At 43.4% G+C, this 24,278-nt stretch carries 26 protein-coding genes; 7 read left to right on the forward strand and 19 right to left on the reverse strand.

The window, feature by feature from the left end:
• Window positions 1-15 precede the first annotated feature (15 nt).
• The 4 genes from N2317_02855 to N2317_02870 are packed head-to-tail and all read right to left on the reverse strand — an operon-like array spanning window position 16 to window position 3,989.
• Window positions 16-1,110 carry a flagellar assembly protein T N-terminal domain-containing protein gene (locus tag N2317_02855; protein MCX7816439.1) on the reverse strand — a complete coding sequence of 365 codons (1,095 nt, stop codon included), beginning with the start codon at window positions 1,108-1,110 and terminating at the stop codon, window positions 16-18.
• A gap of 58 nt (window positions 1,111-1,168) precedes the next feature.
• Window positions 1,169-2,041, reverse strand: coding sequence for a dTDP-4-dehydrorhamnose reductase (gene rfbD / locus N2317_02860; protein MCX7816440.1), 873 nt, complete (start codon window positions 2,039-2,041; stop codon window positions 1,169-1,171).
• Complete coding sequence (truA, locus tag N2317_02865) at window positions 2,038-2,787, reverse strand: tRNA pseudouridine(38-40) synthase TruA (GenBank protein MCX7816441.1); 750 nt, start codon at window positions 2,785-2,787, stop codon at window positions 2,038-2,040. Before truA ends, rfbD begins: the two co-directional genes overlap by 4 nt.
• Window positions 2,788-2,801: 14 nt before the next feature.
• Window positions 2,802-3,989, reverse strand: a complete 1,188-nt coding sequence (locus N2317_02870) for a phosphoglycerate kinase (protein MCX7816442.1) — start codon at window positions 3,987-3,989, stop codon at window positions 2,802-2,804.
• 191 nt (window positions 3,990-4,180) lie between these two features.
• Here N2317_02870 and N2317_02875 point away from each other — a divergent pair, with 191 nt between their 5' ends.
• Window positions 4,181-5,749 carry an acyl-CoA carboxylase subunit beta gene (locus N2317_02875; GenBank protein ID MCX7816443.1) on the forward strand — a complete coding sequence of 523 codons (1,569 nt, stop codon included), beginning with the start codon at window positions 4,181-4,183 and terminating at the stop codon, window positions 5,747-5,749.
• A gap of 51 nt (window positions 5,750-5,800) precedes the next feature.
• On the opposite strand, the gene gltX is transcribed toward N2317_02875, so the two are convergent.
• The 9 genes from gltX to N2317_02920 form a co-directional block, all read right to left on the reverse strand.
• Window positions 5,801-7,228, reverse strand: a complete 1,428-nt coding sequence (gltX, locus tag N2317_02880) for a glutamate--tRNA ligase (protein ID MCX7816444.1) — start codon at window positions 7,226-7,228, stop codon at window positions 5,801-5,803.
• Window positions 7,229-7,232: 4 nt separating this feature from the next.
• A complete protein-coding gene (gene ispF, locus N2317_02885) occupies window positions 7,233-7,715 on the reverse strand; it encodes a 2-C-methyl-D-erythritol 2,4-cyclodiphosphate synthase (GenBank protein ID MCX7816445.1) in 483 nt (160 codons plus the stop codon).
• Window positions 7,708-8,415 carry a 2-C-methyl-D-erythritol 4-phosphate cytidylyltransferase gene (gene ispD, locus N2317_02890; protein ID MCX7816446.1) on the reverse strand — a complete coding sequence of 236 codons (708 nt, stop codon included), beginning with the start codon at window positions 8,413-8,415 and terminating at the stop codon, window positions 7,708-7,710. The genes ispF and ispD overlap by 8 nt, the downstream gene beginning before the upstream one ends.
• 40 nt (window positions 8,416-8,455) lie before the next feature.
• Window positions 8,456-9,502: a TRAM domain-containing protein gene (locus N2317_02895; protein ID MCX7816447.1), complete on the reverse strand. Its 1,047-nt coding sequence runs from the start codon at window positions 9,500-9,502 to the stop codon at window positions 8,456-8,458.
• Window positions 9,503-9,644: 142 nt separating this feature from the next.
• The gene (locus N2317_02900) at window positions 9,645-10,130 is read right to left on the reverse strand and encodes a CarD family transcriptional regulator (GenBank protein ID MCX7816448.1); all 486 of its coding nucleotides are present in this window, start codon (window positions 10,128-10,130) and stop codon (window positions 9,645-9,647) included.
• Between the two features lie 69 nt (window positions 10,131-10,199).
• The gene (locus N2317_02905; protein ID MCX7816449.1) at window positions 10,200-11,351 is read right to left on the reverse strand and encodes a radical SAM protein; all 1,152 of its coding nucleotides are present in this window, start codon (window positions 11,349-11,351) and stop codon (window positions 10,200-10,202) included.
• A gap of 43 nt (window positions 11,352-11,394) precedes the next feature.
• On the reverse strand, window positions 11,395-12,231 hold the full coding sequence (locus tag N2317_02910; GenBank protein ID MCX7816450.1) for a M23 family metallopeptidase: 837 nt from the start codon (window positions 12,229-12,231) through the stop codon (window positions 11,395-11,397).
• Between the two features lie 36 nt (window positions 12,232-12,267).
• The gene (locus N2317_02915; protein ID MCX7816451.1) at window positions 12,268-12,924 is read right to left on the reverse strand and encodes a protein-L-isoaspartate(D-aspartate) O-methyltransferase; all 657 of its coding nucleotides are present in this window, start codon (window positions 12,922-12,924) and stop codon (window positions 12,268-12,270) included.
• 2 nt (window positions 12,925-12,926) lie between these two features.
• Window positions 12,927-13,310: a hypothetical protein gene (locus N2317_02920; protein MCX7816452.1), complete on the reverse strand. Its 384-nt coding sequence runs from the start codon at window positions 13,308-13,310 to the stop codon at window positions 12,927-12,929.
• A gap of 128 nt (window positions 13,311-13,438) precedes the next feature.
• Between N2317_02920 and N2317_02925 the strand changes: the two genes are divergently transcribed.
• Together N2317_02925 and N2317_02930 are read left to right on the forward strand one after the other, a co-directional pair.
• Window positions 13,439-15,022 carry an alkaline phosphatase family protein gene (locus tag N2317_02925; protein ID MCX7816453.1) on the forward strand — a complete coding sequence of 528 codons (1,584 nt, stop codon included), beginning with the start codon at window positions 13,439-13,441 and terminating at the stop codon, window positions 15,020-15,022.
• 20 nt (window positions 15,023-15,042) lie between these two features.
• The gene (locus N2317_02930; GenBank protein MCX7816454.1) at window positions 15,043-15,573 is read left to right on the forward strand and encodes an O-acetyl-ADP-ribose deacetylase; all 531 of its coding nucleotides are present in this window, start codon (window positions 15,043-15,045) and stop codon (window positions 15,571-15,573) included.
• Here N2317_02930 and N2317_02935 read toward each other — a convergent pair.
• From N2317_02935 to N2317_02945, 3 genes are all read right to left on the reverse strand, one after another.
• Window positions 15,559-16,230: an endonuclease III domain-containing protein gene (locus N2317_02935; GenBank protein ID MCX7816455.1), complete on the reverse strand. Its 672-nt coding sequence runs from the start codon at window positions 16,228-16,230 to the stop codon at window positions 15,559-15,561. The two genes, N2317_02930 and N2317_02935, sit on opposite strands and share 15 nt — an antisense overlap.
• 23 nt (window positions 16,231-16,253) lie before the next feature.
• Window positions 16,254-17,723 (reverse strand): DegQ family serine endoprotease, encoded by a 1,470-nt coding sequence (locus tag N2317_02940; GenBank protein ID MCX7816456.1) that lies wholly within the window; start codon window positions 17,721-17,723, stop codon window positions 16,254-16,256.
• A gap of 87 nt (window positions 17,724-17,810) precedes the next feature.
• A complete protein-coding gene (locus N2317_02945) occupies window positions 17,811-18,614 on the reverse strand; it encodes a fumarylacetoacetate hydrolase family protein (GenBank protein MCX7816457.1) in 804 nt (267 codons plus the stop codon).
• 122 nt (window positions 18,615-18,736) lie between these two features.
• Here N2317_02945 and N2317_02950 point away from each other — a divergent pair, with 122 nt between their 5' ends.
• The 4 genes from N2317_02950 (at window position 18,737) to N2317_02965 (ending at window position 21,622) form a co-directional block, all read left to right on the forward strand.
• Window positions 18,737-19,537 (forward strand): ABC transporter permease, encoded by an 801-nt coding sequence (locus N2317_02950; GenBank protein ID MCX7816458.1) that lies wholly within the window; start codon window positions 18,737-18,739, stop codon window positions 19,535-19,537.
• Window positions 19,538-19,692: 155 nt separating this feature from the next.
• Entirely contained in the window at window positions 19,693-20,007 is a 315-nt protein-coding gene (locus N2317_02955) for a hypothetical protein (protein MCX7816459.1), read from the forward strand.
• A complete protein-coding gene (locus N2317_02960) occupies window positions 19,992-20,918 on the forward strand; it encodes an MlaD family protein (GenBank protein MCX7816460.1) in 927 nt (308 codons plus the stop codon). The genes N2317_02955 and N2317_02960 overlap by 16 nt, the downstream gene beginning before the upstream one ends.
• A 161-nt stretch (window positions 20,919-21,079) precedes the next feature.
• Window positions 21,080-21,622, forward strand: a complete 543-nt coding sequence (locus N2317_02965; protein ID MCX7816461.1) for a hypothetical protein — start codon at window positions 21,080-21,082, stop codon at window positions 21,620-21,622.
• Between the two features lie 16 nt (window positions 21,623-21,638).
• Here the strand turns inward: N2317_02965 and pdxT are convergent, their stop codons facing one another.
• The 3 genes from pdxT to N2317_02980 all read right to left on the reverse strand — a co-directional run bounded on the left by pdxT (window position 21,639) and on the right by N2317_02980 (window position 24,274).
• Complete coding sequence (gene pdxT, locus N2317_02970; GenBank protein ID MCX7816462.1) at window positions 21,639-22,277, reverse strand: pyridoxal 5'-phosphate synthase glutaminase subunit PdxT; 639 nt, start codon at window positions 22,275-22,277, stop codon at window positions 21,639-21,641.
• Window positions 22,278-22,282: 5 nt separating this feature from the next.
• Window positions 22,283-23,167, reverse strand: coding sequence for a pyridoxal 5'-phosphate synthase lyase subunit PdxS (gene pdxS / locus N2317_02975; GenBank protein ID MCX7816463.1), 885 nt, complete (start codon window positions 23,165-23,167; stop codon window positions 22,283-22,285).
• 84 nt (window positions 23,168-23,251) lie between these two features.
• On the reverse strand, window positions 23,252-24,274 hold the full coding sequence (locus tag N2317_02980; protein MCX7816464.1) for a zinc-dependent alcohol dehydrogenase family protein: 1,023 nt from the start codon (window positions 24,272-24,274) through the stop codon (window positions 23,252-23,254).
• Window positions 24,275-24,278: the final 4 nt, after the last annotated feature.

Below are 24,278 nucleotides of genomic sequence, written 5' to 3' on the forward strand. Positions count from 1 at the left end.
TGGCTTTGTACTTTTTTACTGAAGTTTCATTTCAGCATTTATTCTGTTTGATGAAACTCCCGTAATAAAAATTTTCTTGTTACCGATCTGGACCTGTAATAGATCATCTGCCAGTCCCTGTAGTGTTCCCCTTATCTCCAGATCCATCTCGAGCATACCGTTACTGTAGTTGCGCTGATAAATTGCTTTTAGTCCCTTGACCTTTTCATTTAGCTCGCTTTTGAGCTTATAAATATCAGAGAAGTCATTAAGTCCGGAAAGGACAAGCTGTACTTTTAGAACGTTTGCTAATTCTGACGACCACCGTTCTATTATATCTTCGTATATCTGTTTGGAGGCATTTTTACTGGCTGTCTCTATGGCTGTTATGAAGTCACCCTTTGCATTTTTACTTCCGGCGGTTATTATTTCACCAGTGTCCCCATATATGATCTTGTAAGAAACGGTTACATCATGAGTGGTTAGTTCTATTTCACCCATTTTGAAAGTCTTTGAAGTGTCATCGGATGAGAGCAGAACAAGCACCTCTGCCCCATGACGTTTTGCAAAATCTGTGGCGAAATTGCGATTCGCTGTTATAGCTTTATAATCATCAACGCCTCGGGAGGTGTAGTCTTTTAGAGTGAAACCCCTTTCAATAAAGAACTTGGTTACAACGGCCTCTGTATGTAGGTCCTTCTTCTCTTTGCCGTGTGTAATGAACATCAGACGAGGTTTGTCCTTGCGGACAGTTATTAATTGCGCTGCCTCTAATTTATCTTTCAATCTACCACTTTCCACCTCCGCCTCCACTGTAACTCTGTACACGGATCCTTCTCGTCCCTCGGAGATTATCCGGTAATTCTTTATAAAACCCTTTGATTCAGCGAGGATTTGGTCCATTTTTACCTGAAAGTTTTCCACTTCTGTGAAGCCTGAGATCATCGTGCCTGCTTTCTGCTCGACGGCGTTGCGGAGGGCGTTGTCTAGTGCTTTGTCACGGGCAATATCAATTAAATTTCCCGTAATGGTAGCCATGCCTGTGGACTGCACAATTTCCTGGGTGAGCGCAATTTTGGGCAAGTATGGTACTATGAAGAGAATGAAGGCAATGATTAGGCTCTTTTTCATTTTAGTAAAATACCATTTAGGGTGTTTTGGTAAACAGTATACGATATGAACCTTAATGTCAATGAGGTAGAGTATTGACCCTAAAATTTTTTGTGAATTTTTTTAAAAATTCTTCCAGTGCGAATTGCCAAAATCGTAGTGTTTTTCCTGTTGCTTCCGCAAATTTTCGGTTACTCAACACGCTGTACTGAGGTCTACGGGCAGGTCTGTTGAGTTGCACCGAAGAAATGGGTTCTACTTGTACGTCTGTTACTCCAGCGAACGCAAGTATTTTTTTGGCGAACTCATACCAGCTGCACGATCCGCGATTTGTTATATGGAAGATCCCTCTTTTGTTCCCTTCTAGGAGGAGCTTCACAGCACCTGCAAGATCCCATGTCCAGGTTGGGGATCCGAATTGATCACTAACAACCCTTAAGTTTTTCTTTTTTTGCGCCATTTCCAGAATAGTTTTCACAAAATTGCGCCCGTTTTGGCCGTATAGCCAGGCTGTTCTTATAATAAGGAAGTCTTTACAGTATTGAACTATGTATTTTTCACCTGCTGCTTTTGACAAGCCATATACGTTTACAGGATTAGGTGTATCCTCTTCTGTATAAGGTATGGACTTGGTTCCATCGAAAACGTAATCGGTGCTGAAGTGTACAAGAGGGATCGCTTTATCACCACATAACATCGCAAGATGCTTTACACCCTGAGTGTTTACTTGAAAACAATTTTCTCTGTCATTCTCTGCTTTATCAACGTCTGTATATGCCACTGCATTGATTACAATATCAGGTTTTGCCTCTCTTAAAATTTTTTCACATGAAGGCAGGGAGGTGATGTCAAAATAATCTCGGCCTATACCTGTCACTTCATAGTCAATCGACAGTCTCTTTGTAAGATCACTTCCTAACATTCCTCTGTGACCAAGAATGAGAATTTTCAATAGATTACCTCTTTTAGAAATAGTCCTTTAGCTGGGGCTGTAGGTCCTGCCTTCGTTCTATTACGAGCGGCGAGTATTATGGGTATGTCATCAGGCGGCATTTTTCCTCTGCCCACTTCTACGAGGGTTCCGGTAATGATGCGCGCCATGTAACGTAAGAATCCATTTGCTTCCATTGTGATATGTATTCTGTTGTCGTTGAGCTTATGTATTTCTAACTTACTTAGAGTTCTCGTTGAGGAGCAGAGATGTGTATGGGTGGAACAGAATGAGGAGAAGTCGTGTGATCCAACCAGGTAAGAAGCGGCAACTTGCATTGCTTTCAAATCCAGGGGATACAGGACGTACCAGCTGAAATTTCTCCAGACAGCCGAACGGGTTGGTCCGTTGTATATCTGGTAGAGGTAAACTTTTGCCCTTGCATCTTTTCGGGGATGAAAGGTAAGTGGTGCTTCTTCTGTTTGTTTTATAACTATATCTGAGGGGAGCAGACTGTTAACACCGGCCGTTATATTTTTGCAGGGAAGATTGGATTGTGTCCGGAAGACTGCCACCTGATTCAAGGCGTGAACACCTGCATCAGTTCTGCCCGCACCAATTATTTTAACCTGTTCACCAGTGACGATTGCAACTTTTTCTTCCAGCACCTGTTGAATTGATAAACCCGTTTTCTGCCGCTGCCACCCCTGGTAGTTTGTTCCTTCGTATTCGATGATCATCCTGATGAGGCGTTCCTTTGTCGCCATGGGGCTAATGCTTATTATTCAGTACATTTCTCAAGTGCAGCTACAGCTGGAAGCTTTTTTCCTTCAAGTAGTTCCAGGAAGGCACCTCCTCCCGTTGAGATATAGGTGATTTTGTCACTTTCTCCTGTTTTGTGGACGGCCACGTCTGTGTCTCCGCCTCCCACTATGGTTATCGCATAGGAATTTGCTATGCTATGAACAAGTGCCGAAGTTCCGCGACTGAAAGCGTCAATTTCAAAGACGCCCATCGGACCGTTCCAAACTATGGTTTTTGCGTTACTGAGTGCTTCTGTGAACAGCGTTATAGTGGCGGGACCGATATCCAGTCCCATCCAATTTGCATTCATCTCCTGTATGGGAACGATTTTAGTTTCTGCGTTGGGACTCATATTTTCGGCCATTACGCAATCGACGGGAAGATAGAAACGCACCCCTAATTCTTTTGCTTTGTTCATGACCTCTTTTGCCGCTGGGATGAGGTTGTCCTCCACAATTGACCTTCCTACTTCGTATCCCTGTGCTTTTAGGAATGTGAACGCCATCCCACCACCGATTATCATTTTATCCACCTTGGTTATTAGGTTAATTAGAGTCGCAAGTTTGTCTGATACTTTAGATCCACCAATTATGGCAACGAAGGGTCTTGCGGGATTTTCAAGACAGCGCTGAAAGTAATTCAGTTCTTTTTTCATTAGAAAACCACCAGCGCATTCTTTGACGAACTTTGTAATAGCCACGTTTGACGCGTGGGCTCTATGGGCGTTGCCGAAGGCATCGTCAATGTAAACGTCCGCTAATGAGGCGAGTTTCTTCGCAAATTCGTCGTCGTTTTGTTCCTCTTCAGGGTGAAATCGGAGATTTTCCAGCATTAACACATCCCCTGGTTTCATAGATTCAACGAGATGTTCTACCTCTGGTCCAATGCAATCGTTTGCCATTTTTACTTCTTTTTGCAGAAGCCGGGACAGACGTTTACATACGGGGAGGAGGCTTAATTCGGGTTTCCTTTTACCCTTGGGACGCCCTAGGTGGGAGATTATTATCACCTTTGCTCCTTCGTCGAGAGCATAGTTTATTGTTGGTAAACTTGCACGTATGCGGGTGTCATCCGTTATGTTTTGCATGGCATCGAGGGGTACATTGTAATCAAATCTGCACAGCACTCTCTTTCCTTTGAGATCCAATTGATCTATGAACTTCATAAGGCCTCCTTATTTAATCTTCGTTGCATAATTGGGAAAAACTGGATATTATAATTTTCAAATTTGGCTTAACGCCCTGTGGGGATTTGGGCCACATACTTTCGAACTTTTTGTTCCTATACCTAAATACGGTAATAGGTCAAGCGTATATATGCAAAGCGGTCAAAAAATAATTAGGAGAGGGTTGTTTTATGGCGAAAGAGGTACTTAAGAAAACGGAAGAGAAAATTCGAGAATTCGAAGCCCGCAGGGATGCCCTTATGCGTATGGGTGGCGAAGCAATGATTGCCAAGCAGCATGAATTGGGCAAATTAACAGCGCGTGAACGTCTGGATCTGCTTTTTGACAGGGGATCGTTTCAGGAAGTTCAGCTGTTTGTGAAGCACCGGTCCACACTTTTTGGGCTGGACAAGAAGGTGATTAACGCCGATGGAGTTATCGTGGGTTTCGGTACTGTGAATGGAAGAACAGTTTTCGCTGCAGCACAAGATTTTACGAGTGCCGGTGGTAGTCTCGGTGAGATGCATGCAAAGAAAATATGGAAGATAATGGATATGGCAATGGCAGCTCGTAAACCCTTTGTCTCTCTGAATGATTCAGGAGGAGCGCGCATTCAAGAAGGCGTACCAGCTCTTGATGGTTACGGCGGTATCTTTTACAGGAACACGCTGTGTTCGGGGTATATTCCTCAGATTACCGCTATAATGGGGCCAACAGCGGGAGGTGCTGTGTATTCTCCAGCCCTCACCGATTGGGTCTTTATGGTGAAAAAAACATCATACATGTACATTACTGGGCCTGATGTCATCAAAGCTGTGATCGGTGAGGAGGTGACCCATGATGAGTTGGGAGGAGCTCTGGCCCATGCGACAAAGAGTGGGGTATGTCATTTTGCAACAGAAAACGATGTGGATTGCATTGAGAAGATAAAGAAGCTGTTATCATACCTGCCCGATAGTTGCCACAGTCCTTTGCCCGTTATACCAAGCACGGATAATCCCGATCGGGAATGTCCTGAGCTTGACAAGATCATTCCCGACAGACCCACACGCGGGTATGATATGAAGGAGGTTATAAAGGCAGTGGCTGACAATAATGAGATTTTCGAGCCCCATGAACTCTGGGCACGAAACATCATTGTTGCATTCATAAGGATCATGGGTATGCCAGTTGGTGTGATCGCAAATAATCCACGATACAATGCAGGTGTGCTTGATGTTAATGCTTCTGACAAGGCGTCCCGTTTCATCCGATTTTGCGATGCCTTTAACATTCCCCTTCTTACTTTTGCCGACGTTCCCGGATATATGCCCGGCACTGAGCAGGAATGGTCGGGTATTATAAGCCACGGGGCAAAACTCCTTCATGCCTATTCGGAAGCCACTGTTCCTAAGATTACAGTTGTAACTAGAAAGGATTACGGTGGCGCGTACATAGGTATGTGCAGCAAATATCTAGGTGCGGATTATGTTATGGCCTGGCCTACTGCAGAAATCGCCGTTATGGGAGCGGAGGGAGCTTGCAACATCATATACAGAAGGGAGATTGCCAGTGCGGAGGATCCCGAGGCGAAGAGGTCAGAGTTGATTGAGGCATATGAAGAACAGTTTAATAATCCCTACTTTGCCGCGAGCATCGGTAGTATTGACGAGATAATCGCCCCACGAGATACACGCAAGAGAGTAGTTGTGCTACTTGAGGCGTTAAAAGACAAAAAAGAAATTAGGCTTCCCAAGAAACACAACAACATTCCCCTTTGATAGAATTGACATATGAATGGGAGAGGGGCTTCGTTAAGCGTGCCCCTCTTTTTATTGCTTAAGCGACATTTCAAGGCGTTTTTTTATCAAGTCGAGAGGGAGAAGGGGGAAAATCCTATCTAGTTCAGGCCCGTGGAGACGTCCGGTAAGCACAACCCTTATGGGAAGGAGCAAATCTTTACCTTTTAATCCTGTTTTCTTGGTGAGATACTCAACTAACTTTTGGAATGTCGGGTCACTTGTTTCCTCTAAATACTCTTTCATATGAGAGATAACCATGCGAGATGAGATGCTTTTTATAATGGGTAACGCACCGGTTTCAATGGAATAGGATTTATCGCTGAATATTTGCATATAGGATTCCACATCTCTCAATGTTGCAGCATTACCCAAAACAACGCTAACCATCTTTTCAATTTTCTCGTTTTCGTTCGAGAAAAATTCTGTGTTTTGTTGGTTCAGGGCCAATAATCGCCGCAAAACTTCCTGTGGCTTCAATTGTCGTAAGTGCTGAACATTGAACCATTTTAACTTTTGTTCATCAAATATCGCTCCACTTTTACCTATGTGTTTCAGATTGAACGAATGAATTATCTCCTGCAAATTCTTTATTTCTTTCCCGTTTTTCGAAGCAACTCCCAATGTAGACAGATAGTTCACGAAAGCTTCTGACAGGATTCCTTTATCGCGAAAGTGGTGAACTGATGTTGCTCTCTCACTTTTGCTGAACTTCGTTCCGTTTTTATCTAGAATTAGTGCATGGTGGGCGAAAAGGGGAGGGACCCAATTAAAAGCCTTGTATATCATTAATTGATAAGCGGTGTTGGTAAGGTGGTCCTCTCCTCTGATTACGTGAGTTATTTTCATGAGATGATCATCTACTACACAGGCGAAATTGTAGGCAGGCGTTCCGTTGGATCGGATGATTATAAAGTCGCCCAGGGTTTCCGAGTGAAATCTCATCGATCCGCGGATGAGGTCCTGGAAGGTGATTGCTCCCCCATCTATTTTAAATCGCCAGGTGTGTTTTACTCCTTTTTCCGTCAGTTTTAATCTTTCGTGATCGCTTAAATTCCTGCATTTACCGGAATATCGCGGTGGTTGCCCACGGGCTAGCTGTACTTTTCTTTCCATTTCCAGTTCTTCTTCTGAGCAGTAGCATGGATAGACTGCGTCCTTTTCCTGAAGTTGGCGCAGGTACAGTTTGTATATGGGTAGTCTTTCGCTCTGGCGGTATGGACCGTAAGGCCCACCGATATCTGGACCTTCGTCCCAAAACAGACCCATCCATCGAAGGTCTTCCATGATCTGCTTTTCATAAAGAGGGTCTGTGCGTGTTTGATCTGTGTCTTCGATGCGAAGTATGAATTGCCCGGTGTTTTTTTTAGCGAACAACCAGTTGAAGAGGGCTGTTCTTGCGTTGCCAATGTGCAAGTTCCCTGTGGGAGCGGGTGCGAAGCGAACTCTGACCTTTTCCATGGAGTCAATCATTTTCACACTTTACGGTAACCACGGCCATGGCTGCAACACCTTCACCTCGACCAATGAAACCCATGCCTTCGTTAGTTTTTGCTTTAATGCTGATGCGGTTCTTATCAATCATCACGATTTTAGACAGACTATCGATCATTTCTGGTATATATTTTTGAAGATGGGGATGTTCAAGAATAACAGTTACATCCATATTGTTGATACGGTAGCCTTTTTTTCGCGCAATGTCACATATTTTGCTGAGGATTACCGTACTGGGTGCATCTTTCCAACGGGGATCATTAGGTGGGAAGTGAGATCCTATATCACCTTCACTGATTGATCCTAAGATGGCATCACCGATAGCATGACAGATCACATCGGCATCGGAATGACCCAACAAACCCGAATTTGAAGGTATTTCTATACCGGCCAAAATCAATTTTCTTCCAATTTGCCAGCGGTGGCTGTCGTATCCAATGCCAACCCTAATCATGATATTTCTCTAATCCTGAAAGTATCAAATTCGCATGTATCAGATCGTAGGGAGTGGTGATTTTGATGTTTGTCGATTCACCTCGTATTATCTGTATGGGGAAACCGATTCTCTCCACTAGACTTGCGTCGTCCGTCCCATATATCCCATTTTTTAGAGCCTGGGTATACGCTTGCATAATGATCTCCCGACGGAAGGCTTGGGGGGTCTGAGCGATCCACAGGTTGTCGCGTGGTACTGTTCCCACAACAATCCCTTCATTAGAGCAGGTTTTTATGGTTTCATGGACGGGCAAACCCACGATTACTGCTCCTTTAACAGCGGCCAGTTTTATGCATTCTTCAATTGTCTTAGCGGTAATCAGAGGCCTAACTCCATCATGTATAACTATCACATCGGCATCAGGATCTGTTGCAAGAAGTCCATTCCACACGGAATCCTGCCTCTTTTTCCCTCCAGGTACTATTGCTCTTATTTTTGATAGGTTGTGAGGGATAACTATGTCTACTTTGAATTTCTCTTCATCTTCAGGGGGCACTACCACTATCACACTTTCGATTGATGGCGACGATTCAAAGTGTTTTAAAGTATGAGCTAATATGGGGATTCCTTTTAGAAGAAGATATTGTTTAGGTTCCAGTGAACCCATCCTCTCACCGGAACCCCCTGCAACTACTACCGCAACAGCTTTTAAATTCACGTGACTTAATGTATTATACTCTTCTCCTTTGCAGTAAAATTCAAGATTTAACCGCGGCGAGCCCCATTGTTTTCTTATCAGCTGGCGACGATTTGAGCTCTGTGAATATCATCCTTCCCGCTGCTGTTTGTAAAACACTTGTAACAGTTACTTCAACGGTCTGACCTATGTAATTATGGCCCTGGTCAACTATGATCATTGTGCCATCGTCCATATAACCAACACCCTGACCTGGCTCTTTACCTTCCTTTATAATTTTAACACTCATGGATTCACCCGGTAGGACTACAGGTCTTAGGGCATTTGCTAATTCGTTTACGTTCAGTATTTTGACTCCCTGTAATTCTGCCACCTTATTGAGATTGAAATCATTTGTTAAGATCACACCCCTCAGCTTCTGAGCCAATGCTACAAGTTTAGCATCAACGCCCTTGATTTTGGGAAAATCCTGATCAACTATCTCTATGCTTATTCCGGGAATCTTCTGCATGCGGTTCAGTATGTCTAATCCTCGGCGTCCTCTTGCTCTTTTAGTAGAGTCGGAAGAATCAGCGATGTGTTGTAGCTCGTTCAACACAAAACGAGGTACAAGCAATGTCCCTTCTATAAATCCAGTGGCGCAGATATCCGCAATTCTCCCATCGATAATCACGCTCGTATCCAAAATACGGGCCTGTTGTGGACTTTGGAGGCGATCCAGCACGAAGATGTTTATCTCCTCTACCTTTTTTGCGCCTATGACCAATCCTAAATAAGCCATAATTCCGGATAGAAGCACGTAAACCCAAGGTATTATAGCTTGATTCTCCTTGATTTTCCCAACGAAGTTCAGTCCGTGTGCTAAAAGAAGCGCTATGACTAAACCAATGATCATCCCACTCACACCACCCAGGATTACCCTGAGGTTGAGTTTTCTGATATCCTTTTCAAGTTTAATTACAAAGAGTGCTATTAACAACCCTGCAATGAATCCAATGGGTTTTGCCCACCAGCCCAACGTAGGGAACGGACTGGACGGGGATGAAAAATAAGCGATAAAAAAGCCACTAATAGAGCATGCCAAAACAAGAATTAAACGTATTACCACCCCTATTCACCTCCTTTCTTGGAATTTTCTTCTAAATAGCATGTTATTGTATTGAACTTACTCCTCTTTGGGTTAGTTTACAAGTGAATATTTGGGTAGGAATCTTACTAATTAACTCTTTAATATCGTTGCAATCTGGGGTTCATTGCAATGTGAAGATAGACTTTATATCCTGTTCTACCTTTTCCTCGTCAGAATTTGTTGCAATTGATATTTCTTTTACGAGAAGTTTTTTAGCTGTGTCTAACATTTTCCTCTCTCCGAAGGAGAGATTCTTGTCATTTTTCAGAATCGCAAGGTCCCGGAGAACCTTTGCAATTTCATAAACGGAACCTGATTTTATCTTTTCTAGATACGATCTGTAACGCTTATTCCAGGTTTGTTTATCAATAGTTACGTCTTTGCTTTTTAGAATCTCGTAAATTTTTGGTATTTCAGATTCAGATATGACTTCTCTGAGGCCTACAGATTTCGCACTTTTCACAGGTACCATTATCTTCATGCCATTTCCCATTATCTTTATTACATAAAACTCTTCTTTGTTTCCCATGATTTCCTTTTTTTCGATTGCTTCAATTACACCCACGCCTTGGGCTGGATAAACAGCTAAATCTCCTACCTTAAACATCCCCTAACCACCGAATTTTATTTATTTCGAATTAGCTATTTTATAATTAAAATCCAATAATTGTCAAGATCATATATACCTCTCTTTTATGTAATCCAGATCTCTATCCAAGCGTTCAGGCTCCCCGCTGCTGTAAGAATCTATTATATTTTTTATTCGCTGGTAGATGTATTTGTCGTTAATATCGGATAGTTTTCCCCATACCCCCATACGTCTTCCCACGCGGAACACCAGTCTATCCTCGGGGGATAAATCAAAGTATTTGTCAATAACCTCGATCATTTTTTCTTTGTCTCCCGGCAGTTTCCCCTCTATCTCTTCAAGAAGGTTAAGGATATGATCACTTACGACCCAACTTGTGATGCCTTCTAGTCTTGTTAGAAAATCTTTTATTTCCAGGAGTGTTTCATCCTCATTCAATTTTTCGAACTCTCCTTTCTGGAACTTCTCGTAAAGGGGAGTTCCCTTTACTATCTGGAGTGTTCTGAGTCTTATGAAATCGGGATTAATAGCATTTAGCACTTTTGCTGTGTCTGCAGCGTGGGCAGCGCTCCACGTTTTGCCACCAAGGCCAGGCATAACGTATTCCGAAAGTTCAATTCCTGCTTCTTTTATTTTTCTGCTCCCCTCAATGATTTCCCTTGCAGTTACACCTTTGTTGATAAAGTTAAGTACCTCATCGTTCCCGCTCTCCATCCCTATGTGGATTCGGGAAAGACCTGCGCTTTTTAAACGTTTCCACTCTTCTGTGGATTTCCGTGAGGCTGTTTTAGCACGGCAGTAAGATGTTATACGTTCCACGTAAGGGAAGGATGTTCTTATGTACTCAAGTATCTCTGCCAGATCGTCAGTTTTTATAATCGGGGAGTCAGCATCTTGAATGAATACAGTTTTTCCCCCTGAGTATAGCCAAAAACAGACGTATCTGTGAGGTTCACCGTACTTTTCTTCGTTAGTGTACACTCTCCTGAGAACGGAGTTGGTGATGTGACCACCTTCACCTATACTCCATGAGAGTGTTTTTATTTCATCAACTATAGCCTTCACGGTATCTATATCTCTTTTTATTTCCTGAACGGTACGTAGTTCAAAGCGTTGTCCTTTGTATGTATGGCAGAAGGCACATCTGTTCCACGGGCAATTTCTCGTTACTCTTATTAAGAGACTTTCCGATTCACTGGGTGGGCGAATTGGACCAACCTCAAAAGATAAATGACACAATTATTCATCCCTCCCTATCTTCGATATTTAGACTAATATAAAGTTATCCCGGCAAAAAGGAAAGGGGGTTTTGAGGTTTGTTGTTGTACCTTATTTCGAAGTGAATGAACGATTCTCCTTTTCTATTTGAGGGACTTGCTGTCCCTATTATCTCACCCTTTTTCACTCTCTGTCCTGTTCTAACTTTCAGATGCTTAAGGTGGGTGTAGACAGTAGCATAGCGTTCATCATGCTTAATAATAATGGTACCACCGAAGTCTTTAAGGAAATTTGAAAAGATTACTTTACCAGATGCAGCAGCATGAACCGAATTGTCAGACTGTGTCGTGATACAGATGTGGTTGTGGATGGTTCCATCTGGTTGGAGACCGTAACGGGATGTTACCTTCCCTTTGATGGGCCATATAAATTCTACCTTTCCTGGAGATTCCCGCCTCGTTTTATCAACCTCTGGTGTTATTTTTGGAGGTTTCTCTTCTGGTAGTTGTGTATGATGTTTATTTGATACCGCATCTGAAACAGCTTGTTTTTCCTTTGTATGAACTGTCGAATTTGTTTTCTTTGCTGTTACCACCTTCTTTGGGGTTTGGGGATCTTTTTTCTGTGGCTTGCCATTTGTGATACGACTCCCCGTTTGGGGTATGAAAAGTACCTTACCTTCCTTGAGTGTTTCTGTATTTTTGATTCTATTAATCCGGGAAATCTCTTCGGGACTTACGTTATAATTCTCTCCTATATCCTTCAGAGTTTCGCCGCTTCTAACCACGTGGTAAATTCCTTTTACATTTGAACTGCAGCAGGCGATAGGAACTGTGAAGATAACTATTAGTAAAGCTTTTGCGAATTTTGATATGATCTGATTGAAGTACTTGCTTTTCAAAGATTTTGCACTCATCAGAAAAGGGAAAGGTGGTTTTCAGCCTTTCCATCCGTATTCGCCTATAAGGTCCACGAAACGGCATCCACAGAGGTGTTCTTTAATTATATCATCGGAGTTTTCCGATTTTTTTGTTATCTTTATGAGCTCCTGCGAGAACCTTCCACCAACAGGGATGACCATTCTCCCCCCAGTGACCAGCTGTTCCACTAAGGTTTTGGGGATACGTGGCGCTCCTGCGGTGACTATTATCGCATCAAAAGGGGCTTCCTCTTTCCAGCCGAGTGTGCCATCCCCCACCCTTATAGCAACGTTATAGTAACCAAGCTGGTCGAGTATCTTTCTGGCTGCATTTGCCAGGGATGCAATTCTTTCAATACTGAATACGGAATCGCAGAGTTCAGCCAGAATAGCTGTCTGGTAACCTGAACCAGTGCCGATCTCGAGCACCTTTTCCTTCCCCGTGAGGGCGAGGGCTTCTGTCATTAGAGCAACTATATATGGTTGAGATATGGTTTGCCCTTCTCCAATTGGGAGGGGATTGTCGTTATAAGCTTGATCTGCAAGGGCTTCCTCAACAAAGAGATGTCGGGGAATTTTTTCCATTGCAGAAAGTACCCTCTCATCCCTTATGCCCCGGGCCCTGATCTGTGTTTCTACCATTTTTTGGCGCTGTTTTCGGAATCGGTCAATCATTATTATTTTTTTTCAATGTATCTCATTTTCGGTGGTATCTTATAAATCTCTTCTACTCTGTGGTGGCGTCGAAAACCCAGGGCCTCTCTCGTTACAATTAAATAGTAGTAGCGTAGTTTGGCGTATTCCCTCTGCTTATTGTATACTTGTATATCGCGATTAATCGCTTCGATTATCTTTCCCCTCAATTCTTTTACTTCTAGATCGCTATTCGCATGGATTTCTTCTAGCTTCTCGAGAGCTAGTTTTCTTTCCTTGATAATTTCTTCAATTTGTTTGAGCTTTAAAAGGGCTTCGTCTAATTTTGAACCTGTACGGCCGAGGACCTCCGCTTTTTCTTTTAGAATTTCTTCCTGGATTTTCTCCTCTGGAGACTTGTCTGTCATTTTACATTATGATTTTTTTAAGATTACTAACATTTTATAGTGGAACGTTCAACCCCAAAACTCATTCTTCACTCTTTTGGGGATCTGTTGTATTGCAAAATAAAACTTTGAGGAATCTTTGGTGGGTTATGGTGTCTTTTCACTCTAAGTGTGCAATGGCTGACGCAGTTAAAAGAGCTTACATGATGGGAGAAGAAGATGAAACGCTTGAGCCGCGGGTGCTCGTAGGGGATTCAGGTCCTTTAGGACGAGTTAGGGATGGTGACGCAGTTATTTTTTATAATATAAGAGGGGAGAGGGAGATAGAACTAACAAGGTGTTTTGTGGATAGAAATTTCGATGTTTTCCCCATTGTCAAGTTTAATGATCTACTATTCGCTACAATGATAGAGTATGCACCAGAGCTGCCAGTAGAGGTTATTTTCCCAAGCGAAGGGCCAATCTGTGAAACACTATGTGAAGTTTTGTCCATTGCCGGCAAGAGGCAGGTCAAGATCACGGAAGCCGAAAAGGCTATTCACATAGGTTATTTTTTTAATGGTAAGAGATGGGAACATTTTGAGGGAGAGGATCGAATTATAGTTCCTACGAGGAAGGATGTGGTTCTTTTCGATGAGGCACCAGAAATGTCTATTCATGGAATAATTGAGAAAACGTTAGGGGTCCTCGAAGATTCTATTTACGACTTTATTGTGGTTAACTTTCCGAATGTGGATGTAGTAGGACACGTGGAGAACAGAGAAGCGATTTTGAAGGCTGTAGAAGCGGTTGATAAAGCGACAGGTACACTTGTCGAAGCGGCAAAGCAACAGGGAGTATGGGTAGTCATAACAGCTGATCACGGTACCGTGGAAAAATGGTTATATCCCGATGGAAGTGTTGACACGGGACACACGGATAGTCCTGTACCGTTTATCATTGTCCCGCCCTCTGGTATTGTAGATGTCATACCTGAAGGGTCTCTGATTGATGTGGCTCCAACGGTTCTAAGCTTGTTTGGTCTTGAGAAGCCCCGCTTAATGACGGGTAGGTCGCTTATTAGAGGCTCCTACGGATGTTCTGGTTTTAAGTGTATTTTGATGATAATACTCGATGGATGGGGATATCGGAAAGGGAAAAAGGGTAATCTCATTGCATCCGCCCACACTCCTGTTATGGATCATCTCTTGAACAGCTATCCTTTTTCACTGCTTAAGGCAGCGGGCGAATATGTGGGACTACCCCCTGGCACTGTAGGAAATTCTGAGGCTGGTCATCTCCACTTGGGTGCGGGGAGAGTGATTCTATCGGACCGCCTCAAAATTGACAGATCGGTGGAGCGGGGTCATATTTACAAGAATGAAACCCTCAAGAGGATAATGGCTGCTGTAAAGGAAAGAGCATCGGCGCTACATCTTATGGGTATAGTTTCTTTTTTCAGTTCCCATGGTTCACTTAAACATCTTTATGCTCTGTTGGAAATGGCAAAACAGGAGGGTATTGAAAAAGTGTACATCCATGCTATGCTGGGAAGGAGGGGAGAGCTGCCAGAGAGTGGGACGCGGTACATCCGTGATCTGGAAATGTTTTGCAAAAAGATAGGTGTGGGTAAAGTAGTGTCCGTGATTGGTCGCTACTGGTCATTAGACAGGGAGGAGAATTGGGATCGTATTGAAAAGACGTACAGAATGTTAGTCTATGGTGAGGGTTTTCCCGTTTTTGAATCAAATTAAATTATCGAAGGGGTGAAACGGTGGAGTTTAAAGTTGGAAAAGCGGTGATTTCACTTGTTCAGGGTGATATTACCAAAGAGGAGACAGAGGCAATTGTAAACGCGGCAAATTCCAGCCTTGCTGTTGGTGGGGGGGTAGATGGAGCCATCCATCGCGCTGGCGGGCCGGCTATCATGGAGGAATGCAGAAAGATTGGAGGTTGTCCTACGGGACAGGCTGTTATTACCACTGGGGGGAATTTAAAAGCGCGTTACGTGATACATGCCGTTGGTCCCGTTTATCAAGGGGGGAACAAGGGGGAAGCAGAGCTTTTGAGTAGTGCCTATCGCTCGAGTTTAAAAATTGCGCAGGAGAGGAACCTTAAGAGCGTTGCATTTCCTGCTATTAGCACAGGAGCTTATGGCTATCCCGTGGATGAGGCAGCCCGGATCGCTCTTAAGACAGTTATTGAGTTTCTTAGGGAACACGAAGGTATTGAGCTGGTCAGGTTTGTTCTGTTTGATAAAAAGACGTACGATGTTTTCGTTTCAGAACTCTCAAAGTTGATTTGAAGGCAGGAGGTCATTTAGGGGACAACTTTCACATTTAGGTTTCTTATTGCAGTACTGTTTGCCTGTCTCTACGAGAAGGGCGTGGTATTGTTTGAAGAGCTGGGCATCTAGGGGCAAGTTTTCCGTAAATAGCAATTGAAGAGTTCTATAGGGTGTATTTTCTGGCATTATTTTGTGTCTATCCAGTATCCGTCGGGTATACGAGTCGATTACAAAAACTGGTTTCTCACCTGCATATAGAAGAATGCTGTCTGCTGTTTCGTCACCAATGCCTTTGATTTGGAGGAGCTTTGAGCGAAGAACAGGGGCATTTTCTTCAAACATCTTCTCTAACCTTCCTTCGTAGTGTTCGTAGAGCCAGTGCACAAAATTTTTTAACCTTATAGCTTTTACGTTGTAGAACCCGGCAGGGCGGATGAGATTTTTAAGCCTTTCGAGGGAGATATCCAGGAGTGACTGGGGGAATAAGACTTCGTGTTTCTTGAGATTTGTTATGGCTTTTTCCACGTTACTCCACGCGGTATTTTGCGTAAGTATAGCACCTACTATTATCTCTATTTTAGAGTCTCCAGGCCACCAGTGAAGATTTCCAAAGTGCGCATCCATCCTATTAAAGGCGACATTGATCCACCTTTTTATCTTTTGACTCTCTGACATGGTTCTGGAGAACCTCAAGAGGTCTATCTTTTCAGGACTACGTAGAAGGTTGCCGATCCTCTCTGTATGCGCAACATTACTGATTTTTTGGCCGCCGGTTTTGATATCTCCCGGTTGTATTCTTTTGTGGAATTAACTTTCACTTTGTTCACTTCAAGTATGACGTCACCAGGTTGGATTCCCACTTCGTCTGCGATACTGTGCCTTTTCACTTTGACTACAACTACTCCACTTTTTCTAGAGATGCCGAAGTATTGGGCGATTTCCGGTGAAATGTCCTCCACTATTAATCCCAAATCATCCTTTGTACCCTTAGAGATAACTAATTCAGGGTGTTCCGGTCTTTCGGCCACCACAACGTTCACTGTGAGTTCCTTACCATCCCTAAGTACTTTGACGTTTATAGTTTCACCAACACGACAAGATGCGATTATTAAAAGCAATTCGTGGGAATTTTTTATTTTTTTGCCGTTGATCTCTGTAACTATATCTCCGGCTTTCAAGCCGGCCCGTTCGGCTGGCTCACCTTGAAAAACTTCCGAGATTATTGCACCTCTGTTTTCTTTTAGATTTAAGGCACGGGCTATGTCATCGGTTACATCCTGGACTGAAATGCCGAGCCAACCGCGGGTCACTTTGCCCTTCGATTTCAAGTCCGCAAGGATGTTCTTTGCCATGTTTATGGGGATCGCGAAACCTATGCCCTGGGCATTGGCGACTATCGCTGTGTTGATACCTACGACCTTACCTTCCATGTTAAAAAGTGGACCCCCGCTGTTTCCGGGGTTAATGGAAGCATCGGTTTGAATAAAATCATCGTACGGTCCTGCTCCAATTACGCGCCCTTTAGCGCTTACTATGCCGGCTGTAACTGTGTGTTCTAGACCGAAGGGATTTCCGATGGCGATTACCCACTCACCTACACGGAGTTTATCCGAGTCTCCCAATTCTGCTACAGGCAACGTCTCACGAGGCTTGATTTTTATGAGAGCTATATCTGTTTTGGAATCACGGCCAATGATCTTGGCCTCGTATTCCTGTCCGTTAGACAGTTTTACAATTATTTTGTCAGCTCGCTCCACAACGTGATTATTCGTGAATATGTATCCATCGGAGCTTATGATGAATCCTGAACCTAGACTGTGTTGTTTGAATTGACGTCTAGGTACGTCGCCAAAAAACCGTTCGAAAAATTCATCGCCGAAAAAGAATTTATCAAAAGGGAAATCCCAGAAAGGAGAAGGGTAACGGCGTTCCTTTATGATCTTGGTTGTGCTTATATTTACCACCACAGGCTTTACTTTTTCGGCGAGATCGGCAAAAGACAGGGGCCTGCTACTGTCCCCAGATATAGCCGAAGCTGACTGAACATCAGGGCCTACTGGAGTCTGGAAGGTTGATCGGAGAACCTCAACAAGGGACACAATAGTGAACCCAACGAGGCACGCCAGTAGAAACATCAAAAAGGTAGTTTTTTTATTGCGCTGAGACATACTGTTATTTTCCTCACCAGCAGATAAATATATTTAAACAAAATATATGCACGTTACTTGGCATGTCAAATACTCATATATTTGTTTTCATTTTTCTCGAACCACTGGGTTAGTAAGACTACCAAGGTGTTCGATCGATACCGTCACTGTATCCCCCTCTTTCAGAAAGACGGCTGGTGTTCTCGTGAAACCTACGCCTTCGGGAGTTCCTGTGAGAATGACGGTTCCTGGAAGCAGGGTTAGGGAACGACTCAAGTCTGATACAATCGCAGGGATGGAGAACAAAAGTTCGGCTGTGGAGGCATCCTGCATAACCTTTCCGTTTAGTATTGTTTGAATTCTCAAATTGTGAATATTTTCTATCTCGTCTTTAGTAACAAGGAAAGGACCTAAGGAACAAAAGGTATCAAAACTCTTACCCCTAGTCCACTGTCCCTCCTGTTTTTCGAATTGCCAATCTCTTGCACTAATGTCATTTGCACACGTAAATCCCAAAACATAATCCATTGCTTCCGAAGGATTTACGTTTTTTGCACGCCGGCCTATAACGACAGCCAGTTCACCTTCGAAATCTACCTTTTCCGGGCCAGCCAATGGGAGTAATATGGGGTCATTGTGGCCGATGACGCTGGTTGTGGCTTTCATGAATACAACTGGACTTACAGGCTTAGCTGTGCCTGTTTCTTCCGCGTGTTTTCCGTAACTGAATGCCAGGGCAAACACGTTAGGAGGTAGCACGGGGGGTAGCAACTTTGTTATACTATATTTTTTATTTGTTACCTTCCAATCCCCGAAAATGTCACCTTCGATGATGTATGCGTATCCCGGATTTTCTGGATCAACTGTTCCCAAGAATACTTTACTCTTTGATTCAAAACGGCATATTTTCATGTTCGTGTGCCCTATAGATGGTTTTTCCAGTTTCGTCAATGAATTCTTAGGTGCCGTTTGCCAATCGAGGGGCGATATGGTAATGATTCATAAATTATTTGGTTAAGTTGGGGTCTGGCGTAGTGAGAGACTTGATTGAAAATGTGGGAAAGGGGGCTATAAGCTTCGGCCAATTATGGTACGAAACCTTCTTTTTTTCTATTTTAGTTTTGCGCCGAATGATATCGCCTGGAACGTATAATAGTGCTGTTTGGATGGTGTTGATTAACCAGATTTACTTTACTTCTATCCAGATTTTGCCGCTTTTTTTATTTGTCTCTGTCATTTTTGGGATTGTTTTTATTGGTTTTCTGGGACATTATCTGAGGGAGATAGGGCTCTTTGGATTTTTTGGTCATATGTTGATGGTTTTCGTCGTTAGGGAGTTTGCACCGTTTATTACTGTCTTGCTTGTTGCCCTTCGTTCAGGGTCGGCTATCAATACGGAGATGGCGGTTATGAAGGTCAACAGAGAAATAAAATCTTTGGAGTTATTTGGTATTGATCCTCTGAACTACCTCTACGTGCCTCGAGTATTGAGTGGGATAATTTCCATCTTGCTCCTCAGTGCTATATTCTCCATAGTGGTCATTGTCAGTGGTATCTTCTTTTCGAATGTGTTTTTCGATATGAGTATAAGCGACTATACTTCCATATTGGTGGAATCGGCGTCTTTTACCGATATTTTGGTGATGTTTGTTAAGTGCGCCATCTTTGGATTTTTTATAGTTTTGATTCCCCTTCGTTTCGGTTTGCAAGCAACCCAGGAGTTGACCAGTATTCCCATTTCAGTGTTGAATGGTATGATAAATGTGTTCATTGCAATAGTTTTTATTGAGGTGTTCTCATTAATTCTCGGATCCTTGCTAGAAAAGTTGAGCTGAAGCTTTTTGACAACGAAGAGTCTCTGGATCAGGCTCTTAAGGAGATTTTAGAAGAAAGACCGCCCAATCTTGGTCTGGTGTCACTGGACGCGCCTCTTATTTCTAATCTGAATGTGATTGACAATATCGCACTTATCCTTCAGTATCATGGGAAAATGTCCCAGAAGCACGCGTATGCGGAGGTAATGAGATATCTTGCGGTTTTAGGTTTAGAGGGGATTGCGGGAATACGCAACAGTTTCCTGAATGACAGGGAGAGATTCGCTGTGATGTTACTGAGGGCTGTTATGGTTCATGAAAATTACGTAGTGATCGATAGGCCTTTTAAAATAATGCCCAGTTTGGTTGATTGTAGATATGTTATTGAGTTACTAAAAAAAATCGATGATCGACTGCATAGGTGTTTGATTATGGATTATTCATGGAACGAGGGCCGATACATGGGGATTGAAATATGTCCAGAGAGCTAAAGGTAGGACTGTTTGTTGTCGTCACGTCGGTTCTTATAGTAGCTGGAGTTGTTTTTATGGCTTACAAAAAGGGTCTTTTCCAGGCAGAGATAACCTATCATCTTGCATCCAGAACGGGCAGCGGGTTGACTGTAGGAATGCCCCTTATGTTTTCAGGATTTAAGATAGGTAAGGTTGTCAACCTGGAACTGAATGATCAGGGCATCGTAGTGGTAACTATTCGAGTTCCCTCCCAGCATAAGAAGTGGTTACGCAAGGACAGTAAATTCATTTTGGAAAAACCGCTGATCGGATCACCACAGTTGAAGGTTGTTACAGTAAACATGGACAGCCCTCTTCTTTCCGCACATGAGGTGCCCACAATATATGAAGTGGACGATATCAATGATGCAATAAAGAAGTTTCAACCGATAATCGAGAAAGTTACGCTTATAACAGAACATATCGAAAGGATAACGGCATCCTTAGCTGATCCCCATGGTGATGTGCGTAAGATTCTACGCCATTCGGGTGAGGTTACAGAGGCACTTGCTCAGAAAAAGGGACTTGTGGATTTTGTACTAGGTGAGAAGGAAAGTGTTGAAGCTGTTCATGCCACGCTACGTAATGCCCGCACTATCTCTGAACAGGTAAGTGTCTTGTTAAAGAAAACGGATGAAGAGATTTACGGGAAAGAAGGGGTTATTTCTATTGTCATTAAAGTTCTTAAGGAGGTCACTGTCAATCTTACCAAGTTGGGTAGGGTGATGGATAACGTTATTAAAATAAGTGGGGACACCGCAGAGGCGACAAAGGATCTAAAACTGTTGAGACATGAACTGGACATAACGGTGAATTCATTGAACGAGCTTATAAATGAGCTCAACCGAAAGATACCGTTCAAATTGGAACCGGAGATAAAGTTGCCATGAATGTTTCTCCATTGAAATCTACAGGTTTTTTTTGTGATCTCATAAGATTCTTTTTTTTAGTTTTTTTGTCGTTTTCGCTTTATTCTTGTGGAGGAGGTCGGGAGGTACCCAGTTGGACCGTCGCGGGGTACAATTATCTTGAGGGTTTCAAGAAGAGTTACATGGGGGGGAATGAGGATCATGCGGATTTGTACTTCCGTCGGGCACTTGAGGAAATCAAGAAAAGTGGTGATTTGGAAACGCTAGCCAGGGCCTTTCTTATACGTATGGCGCTTCAGCGGGCTGTTTTGTCTAGGGTGGAAACTGAAGAGTTTGTTAAGATCGCGGAACTTTCTCCCAACGAAAGAAACGAAACTTATTTTTATTTTCTCCTGGGGGAGACGGACAAAGTAAAACCTAATCTTCTTCCCGGTTATTACATAACTTTTTTCGAAGCTCTTTCTAAACCCGACGCTCTTCAAGTGGTTCGGAGTGTGGGTTCCATAGATGACCCTCTTTCCCGTTTAGTTGCCTGTGGGATTGCCGTGGAGAAAGGAATTGTGTCAGAGGACCTTCTAAAAATTGCGATCAACACTGCTTCCCATATGGGATGGAAAAGGGCTCTTGTCTCATATATGAAGTTCACGGTTGATTTTTACGAAAAGAGGGGCAAGAAAGAGCAGGCGGAGAATGTCAGGGCGCGGTTGAAAATCATCGAGAAGTAGATTTGGAAGTTACCAATCAACACACACGGCAGTACTTAGTCCAAGAAGTCAAGGTCCATGAGTCGTCTTTATAATAGGGCAAATCCGGCACAGTAATACCGCATTTCAAAGCAAAGTATCGATGAAAGGCGAGGGATTCTGTCATTTCTGGATGAAACACTGTTGCTAATGCTCCTTCTGATTCTGCAGCGGCTATGTAATCTTCCAACTGTAAGAGGACCCGCACACCAGGACCTACAGCTTTAATTTTGGGAGCTCTGATGAAAGTTAGAGGGATTGGTTCATCGGATACAGCAGGGATACTGGCGTAGGTGAAGAAACTGTCCAGTTGGCTCCCGAAACTATTTCTCTCCACCACTATGTCCATTAAGCCAAGATAAGGTTTTTCGCCTATGATAGATGTGGCGATAATTATGGCACCCGCACATGTCCCCCACACCTTCATACCTTTGTTGAAAGCTTTTTTAATAACTTCGTCGAGGCCAAAAGTTTTCAAAAGTCGCCCGATACAGGTGCTTTCACCGCCCGGTATTATAAGCCCCTTCAGTCCTTCGAAATCAGCGGGTTTTTTTACCCTGATATTTCTTATACTTAGGCGGTCCAGATGGTCCAAATGTTCAACTACGTCTCCCTGGAGATCAAGCACGCCAATCATAACAATTACCACCCTCGGGTCGCGAGTCTTTTTTCTTCGGGTATTGTTTTGATTTCCAGTCCAAGCATTGGATCACCCAAATCCATCGAAACTTCAAGCAGCTTCTGTGGATCGTTGTAATACGCTGTGGCTTTTACAATAGCTTCAGCTCTTTTTGCGGGATTGGCAGATTTGAAGATTCCAGAACCCACAAAGATACCGTCACAACCCAACTGCATCATCAGTGCGGCATCGGCAGGCGTGGCTATACCACCCGCTGCAAAGTTCACAACGGGCAGTCTGCCCAGTTCTCTTACCTGAAGTGCTAACTCATAGGGTATTCCGTTCTCTTTGGCGTATCCCATGACTTCTTCTTTTGACATCACTCTCAATTGGCGGATTTCACGATTTATGGTCCTTATATGGCGTACCGCTTCGACGACATTGCCCGTTCCAGCTTCTCCCTTCGTCCTGATCATTGCGGCACCTTCAGCGATTCTTCTTAGAGCTTCACCAAGGTTGCGAGCACCACAGACAAAAGGAATGGAGAATTTTGTCTTGTCAATATGGCACTCTTCATCTGCAGGTGTTAGTACTTCGCTTTCATCGATGTAGTCTATTTTTAAAGCTTCAAGTATCTGTGCTTCCACAAAATGTCCTATTCGCACTTTGGCCATTACCGGTATGGAAACCGCCTTTTTGATCTCCGCTATTAGCGCTGGATCAGACATTCTAGCTACGCCCCCCTGAGCTCTGATATCCGCAGGCACCCTCTCCAGCGCCATCACCGCCACTGCTCCGGCTTCTTCAGCAATTTTTGCCTGCTCTACGCTGGTGACGTCCATTATGACACCACCTTTTAACATCTGGGCAAGCTGTATGTTTAATTCGTGTCTCTTTTTACTATCCACTATGGTTTTAGCCTCCTTTTCGGGGTTTTTTATAAATTTATGACAGGATAGTTTGAGCGTCAAGATTATTTGTTGTGGAAAAAATCAATTAATTCTCAGGACTTTTGCTCCCCTGATGCTACCTTTCTTCAAATCCCATATAGCTCTGTTAGTTTCTCCGAAGGGATACACTTCTACTTCAGGTTTAATGGGGATCTGTGAGGCAATAGATAAAAATTCTTCAATGTCTTTCCGAGTTACGTTAGCTACGCTCTTTATCTGTTTCTCCATCCAGAGGTGTAGAGGATAGGTAAGGCTCAAGAGTACGTGCTTATCTGTGTCTTCTTTTCGGATGGCGTTTATAATGAGACGACCACCTGGCTCCAGATTTTCCAGGGCTTTCAGGACAGGTGTCCACGCAGGTGTTGTGTCGATTATGGCCTTCAATGGCTCCGGAGATTTTTCTTCTGTGTGGCCAGTCCATACAGCTCCCAATTCTTTTGCAAAAACCCTCTCTCTGGGATTCCTTGCGAATACAAAAATTTTTGTATCGGGTAATAGGTACTTTGCCAATTTGACAACCAGATGGGCAGAAGCGCCGAAGCCCGTTAACCCCAGATGCTCGCCATTTTTTATACCTGTAAGGCGTAGAGATCTATATCCAATGGCACCGGCGCAGAGCAGTGGTGCAGCCTCTTCATCTGTGTATATTTCGGGAATAAGGTATGCGAAATCTTCAGGGACGGACATATACTCTGCGTACCCACCGTGTTTATCTCTTCCAGTAGCAATGAAGGATGGGCAAAGGTTTTCTTGCTCTGACATACAAAAAGAACAGGTTTTGCATGCAGAGTATATCCAACCTACCCCTACTCTTTGACCAACTGTGAAGCGGTTTACCTTTGCCCCCCGGAAAACCACCCTTCCCACTATTTGATGACCGGGAACTACGGGAAGATAGGGTGGTGGAGTACGTCCCTCAATTTCGTCCAATTCAGTATGGCAGACACCACATACAGATATTTTTATAATGATATCCTTTTCGCCAGCTACTGGTTCCGGTAAATCTACCTGTAGGAGAGAATTTTCATCTACTGTTTTGATGCGCTCAATTACATACGCTTTCATATTG

The organism is Syntrophales bacterium (assembly GCA_026417625.1).
In the GTDB taxonomy this organism is placed as follows: Bacteria; Desulfobacterota; Syntrophia; order Syntrophales; family UBA8958; genus JAOACW01.

What these genes read in the sequence shown, in the direction of transcription:
- truA (MCX7816441.1), bottom strand. Translation starts at nt 2,787, where the DNA reads ATGGCGACAAAGGAACGCCTCATCAGGATGATCATCGAATACGAAGGA.
- N2317_02980 (MCX7816464.1), bottom strand. Translation starts at nt 24,274, where the DNA reads ATGAAAGCGTATGTAATTGAGCGCATCAAAACAGTAGATGAAAATTCT.
- N2317_02925 (MCX7816453.1), top strand. Translation starts at nt 13,439, where the DNA reads ATGGTGTCTTTTCACTCTAAGTGTGCAATGGCTGACGCAGTTAAAAGA.
- N2317_02960 (MCX7816460.1), top strand. Translation starts at nt 19,992, where the DNA reads ATGTCCAGAGAGCTAAAGGTAGGACTGTTTGTTGTCGTCACGTCGGTT.
- N2317_02935 (MCX7816455.1), bottom strand. Translation starts at nt 16,230, where the DNA reads ATGTCAGAGAGTCAAAAGATAAAAAGGTGGATCAATGTCGCCTTTAAT.
- pdxT (MCX7816462.1), bottom strand. Translation starts at nt 22,277, where the DNA reads ATGATTGGCGTGCTTGATCTCCAGGGAGACGTAGTTGAACATTTGGAC.
- gltX (MCX7816444.1), bottom strand. Translation starts at nt 7,228, where the DNA reads ATGGAAAAGGTCAGAGTTCGCTTCGCACCCGCTCCCACAGGGAACTTG.
- N2317_02955 (MCX7816459.1), top strand. Translation starts at nt 19,693, where the DNA reads ATGTCCCAGAAGCACGCGTATGCGGAGGTAATGAGATATCTTGCGGTT.
- N2317_02855 (MCX7816439.1), bottom strand. Translation starts at nt 1,110, where the DNA reads ATGAAAAAGAGCCTAATCATTGCCTTCATTCTCTTCATAGTACCATAC.
- N2317_02920 (MCX7816452.1), bottom strand. Translation starts at nt 13,310, where the DNA reads ATGACAGACAAGTCTCCAGAGGAGAAAATCCAGGAAGAAATTCTAAAA.
- N2317_02870 (MCX7816442.1), bottom strand. Translation starts at nt 3,989, where the DNA reads ATGAAGTTCATAGATCAATTGGATCTCAAAGGAAAGAGAGTGCTGTGC.
- N2317_02900 (MCX7816448.1), bottom strand. Translation starts at nt 10,130, where the DNA reads ATGTTTAAGGTAGGAGATTTAGCTGTTTATCCAGCCCAAGGCGTGGGT.
- N2317_02940 (MCX7816456.1), bottom strand. Translation starts at nt 17,723, where the DNA reads ATGTCTCAGCGCAATAAAAAAACTACCTTTTTGATGTTTCTACTGGCG.
- N2317_02915 (MCX7816451.1), bottom strand. Translation starts at nt 12,924, where the DNA reads ATGATTGACCGATTCCGAAAACAGCGCCAAAAAATGGTAGAAACACAG.
- N2317_02875 (MCX7816443.1), top strand. Translation starts at nt 4,181, where the DNA reads ATGGCGAAAGAGGTACTTAAGAAAACGGAAGAGAAAATTCGAGAATTC.
- N2317_02945 (MCX7816457.1), bottom strand. Translation starts at nt 18,614, where the DNA reads ATGAAAATATGCCGTTTTGAATCAAAGAGTAAAGTATTCTTGGGAACA.
- N2317_02965 (MCX7816461.1), top strand. Translation starts at nt 21,080, where the DNA reads ATGGGGGGGAATGAGGATCATGCGGATTTGTACTTCCGTCGGGCACTT.
- ispF (MCX7816445.1), bottom strand. Translation starts at nt 7,715, where the DNA reads ATGATTAGGGTTGGCATTGGATACGACAGCCACCGCTGGCAAATTGGA.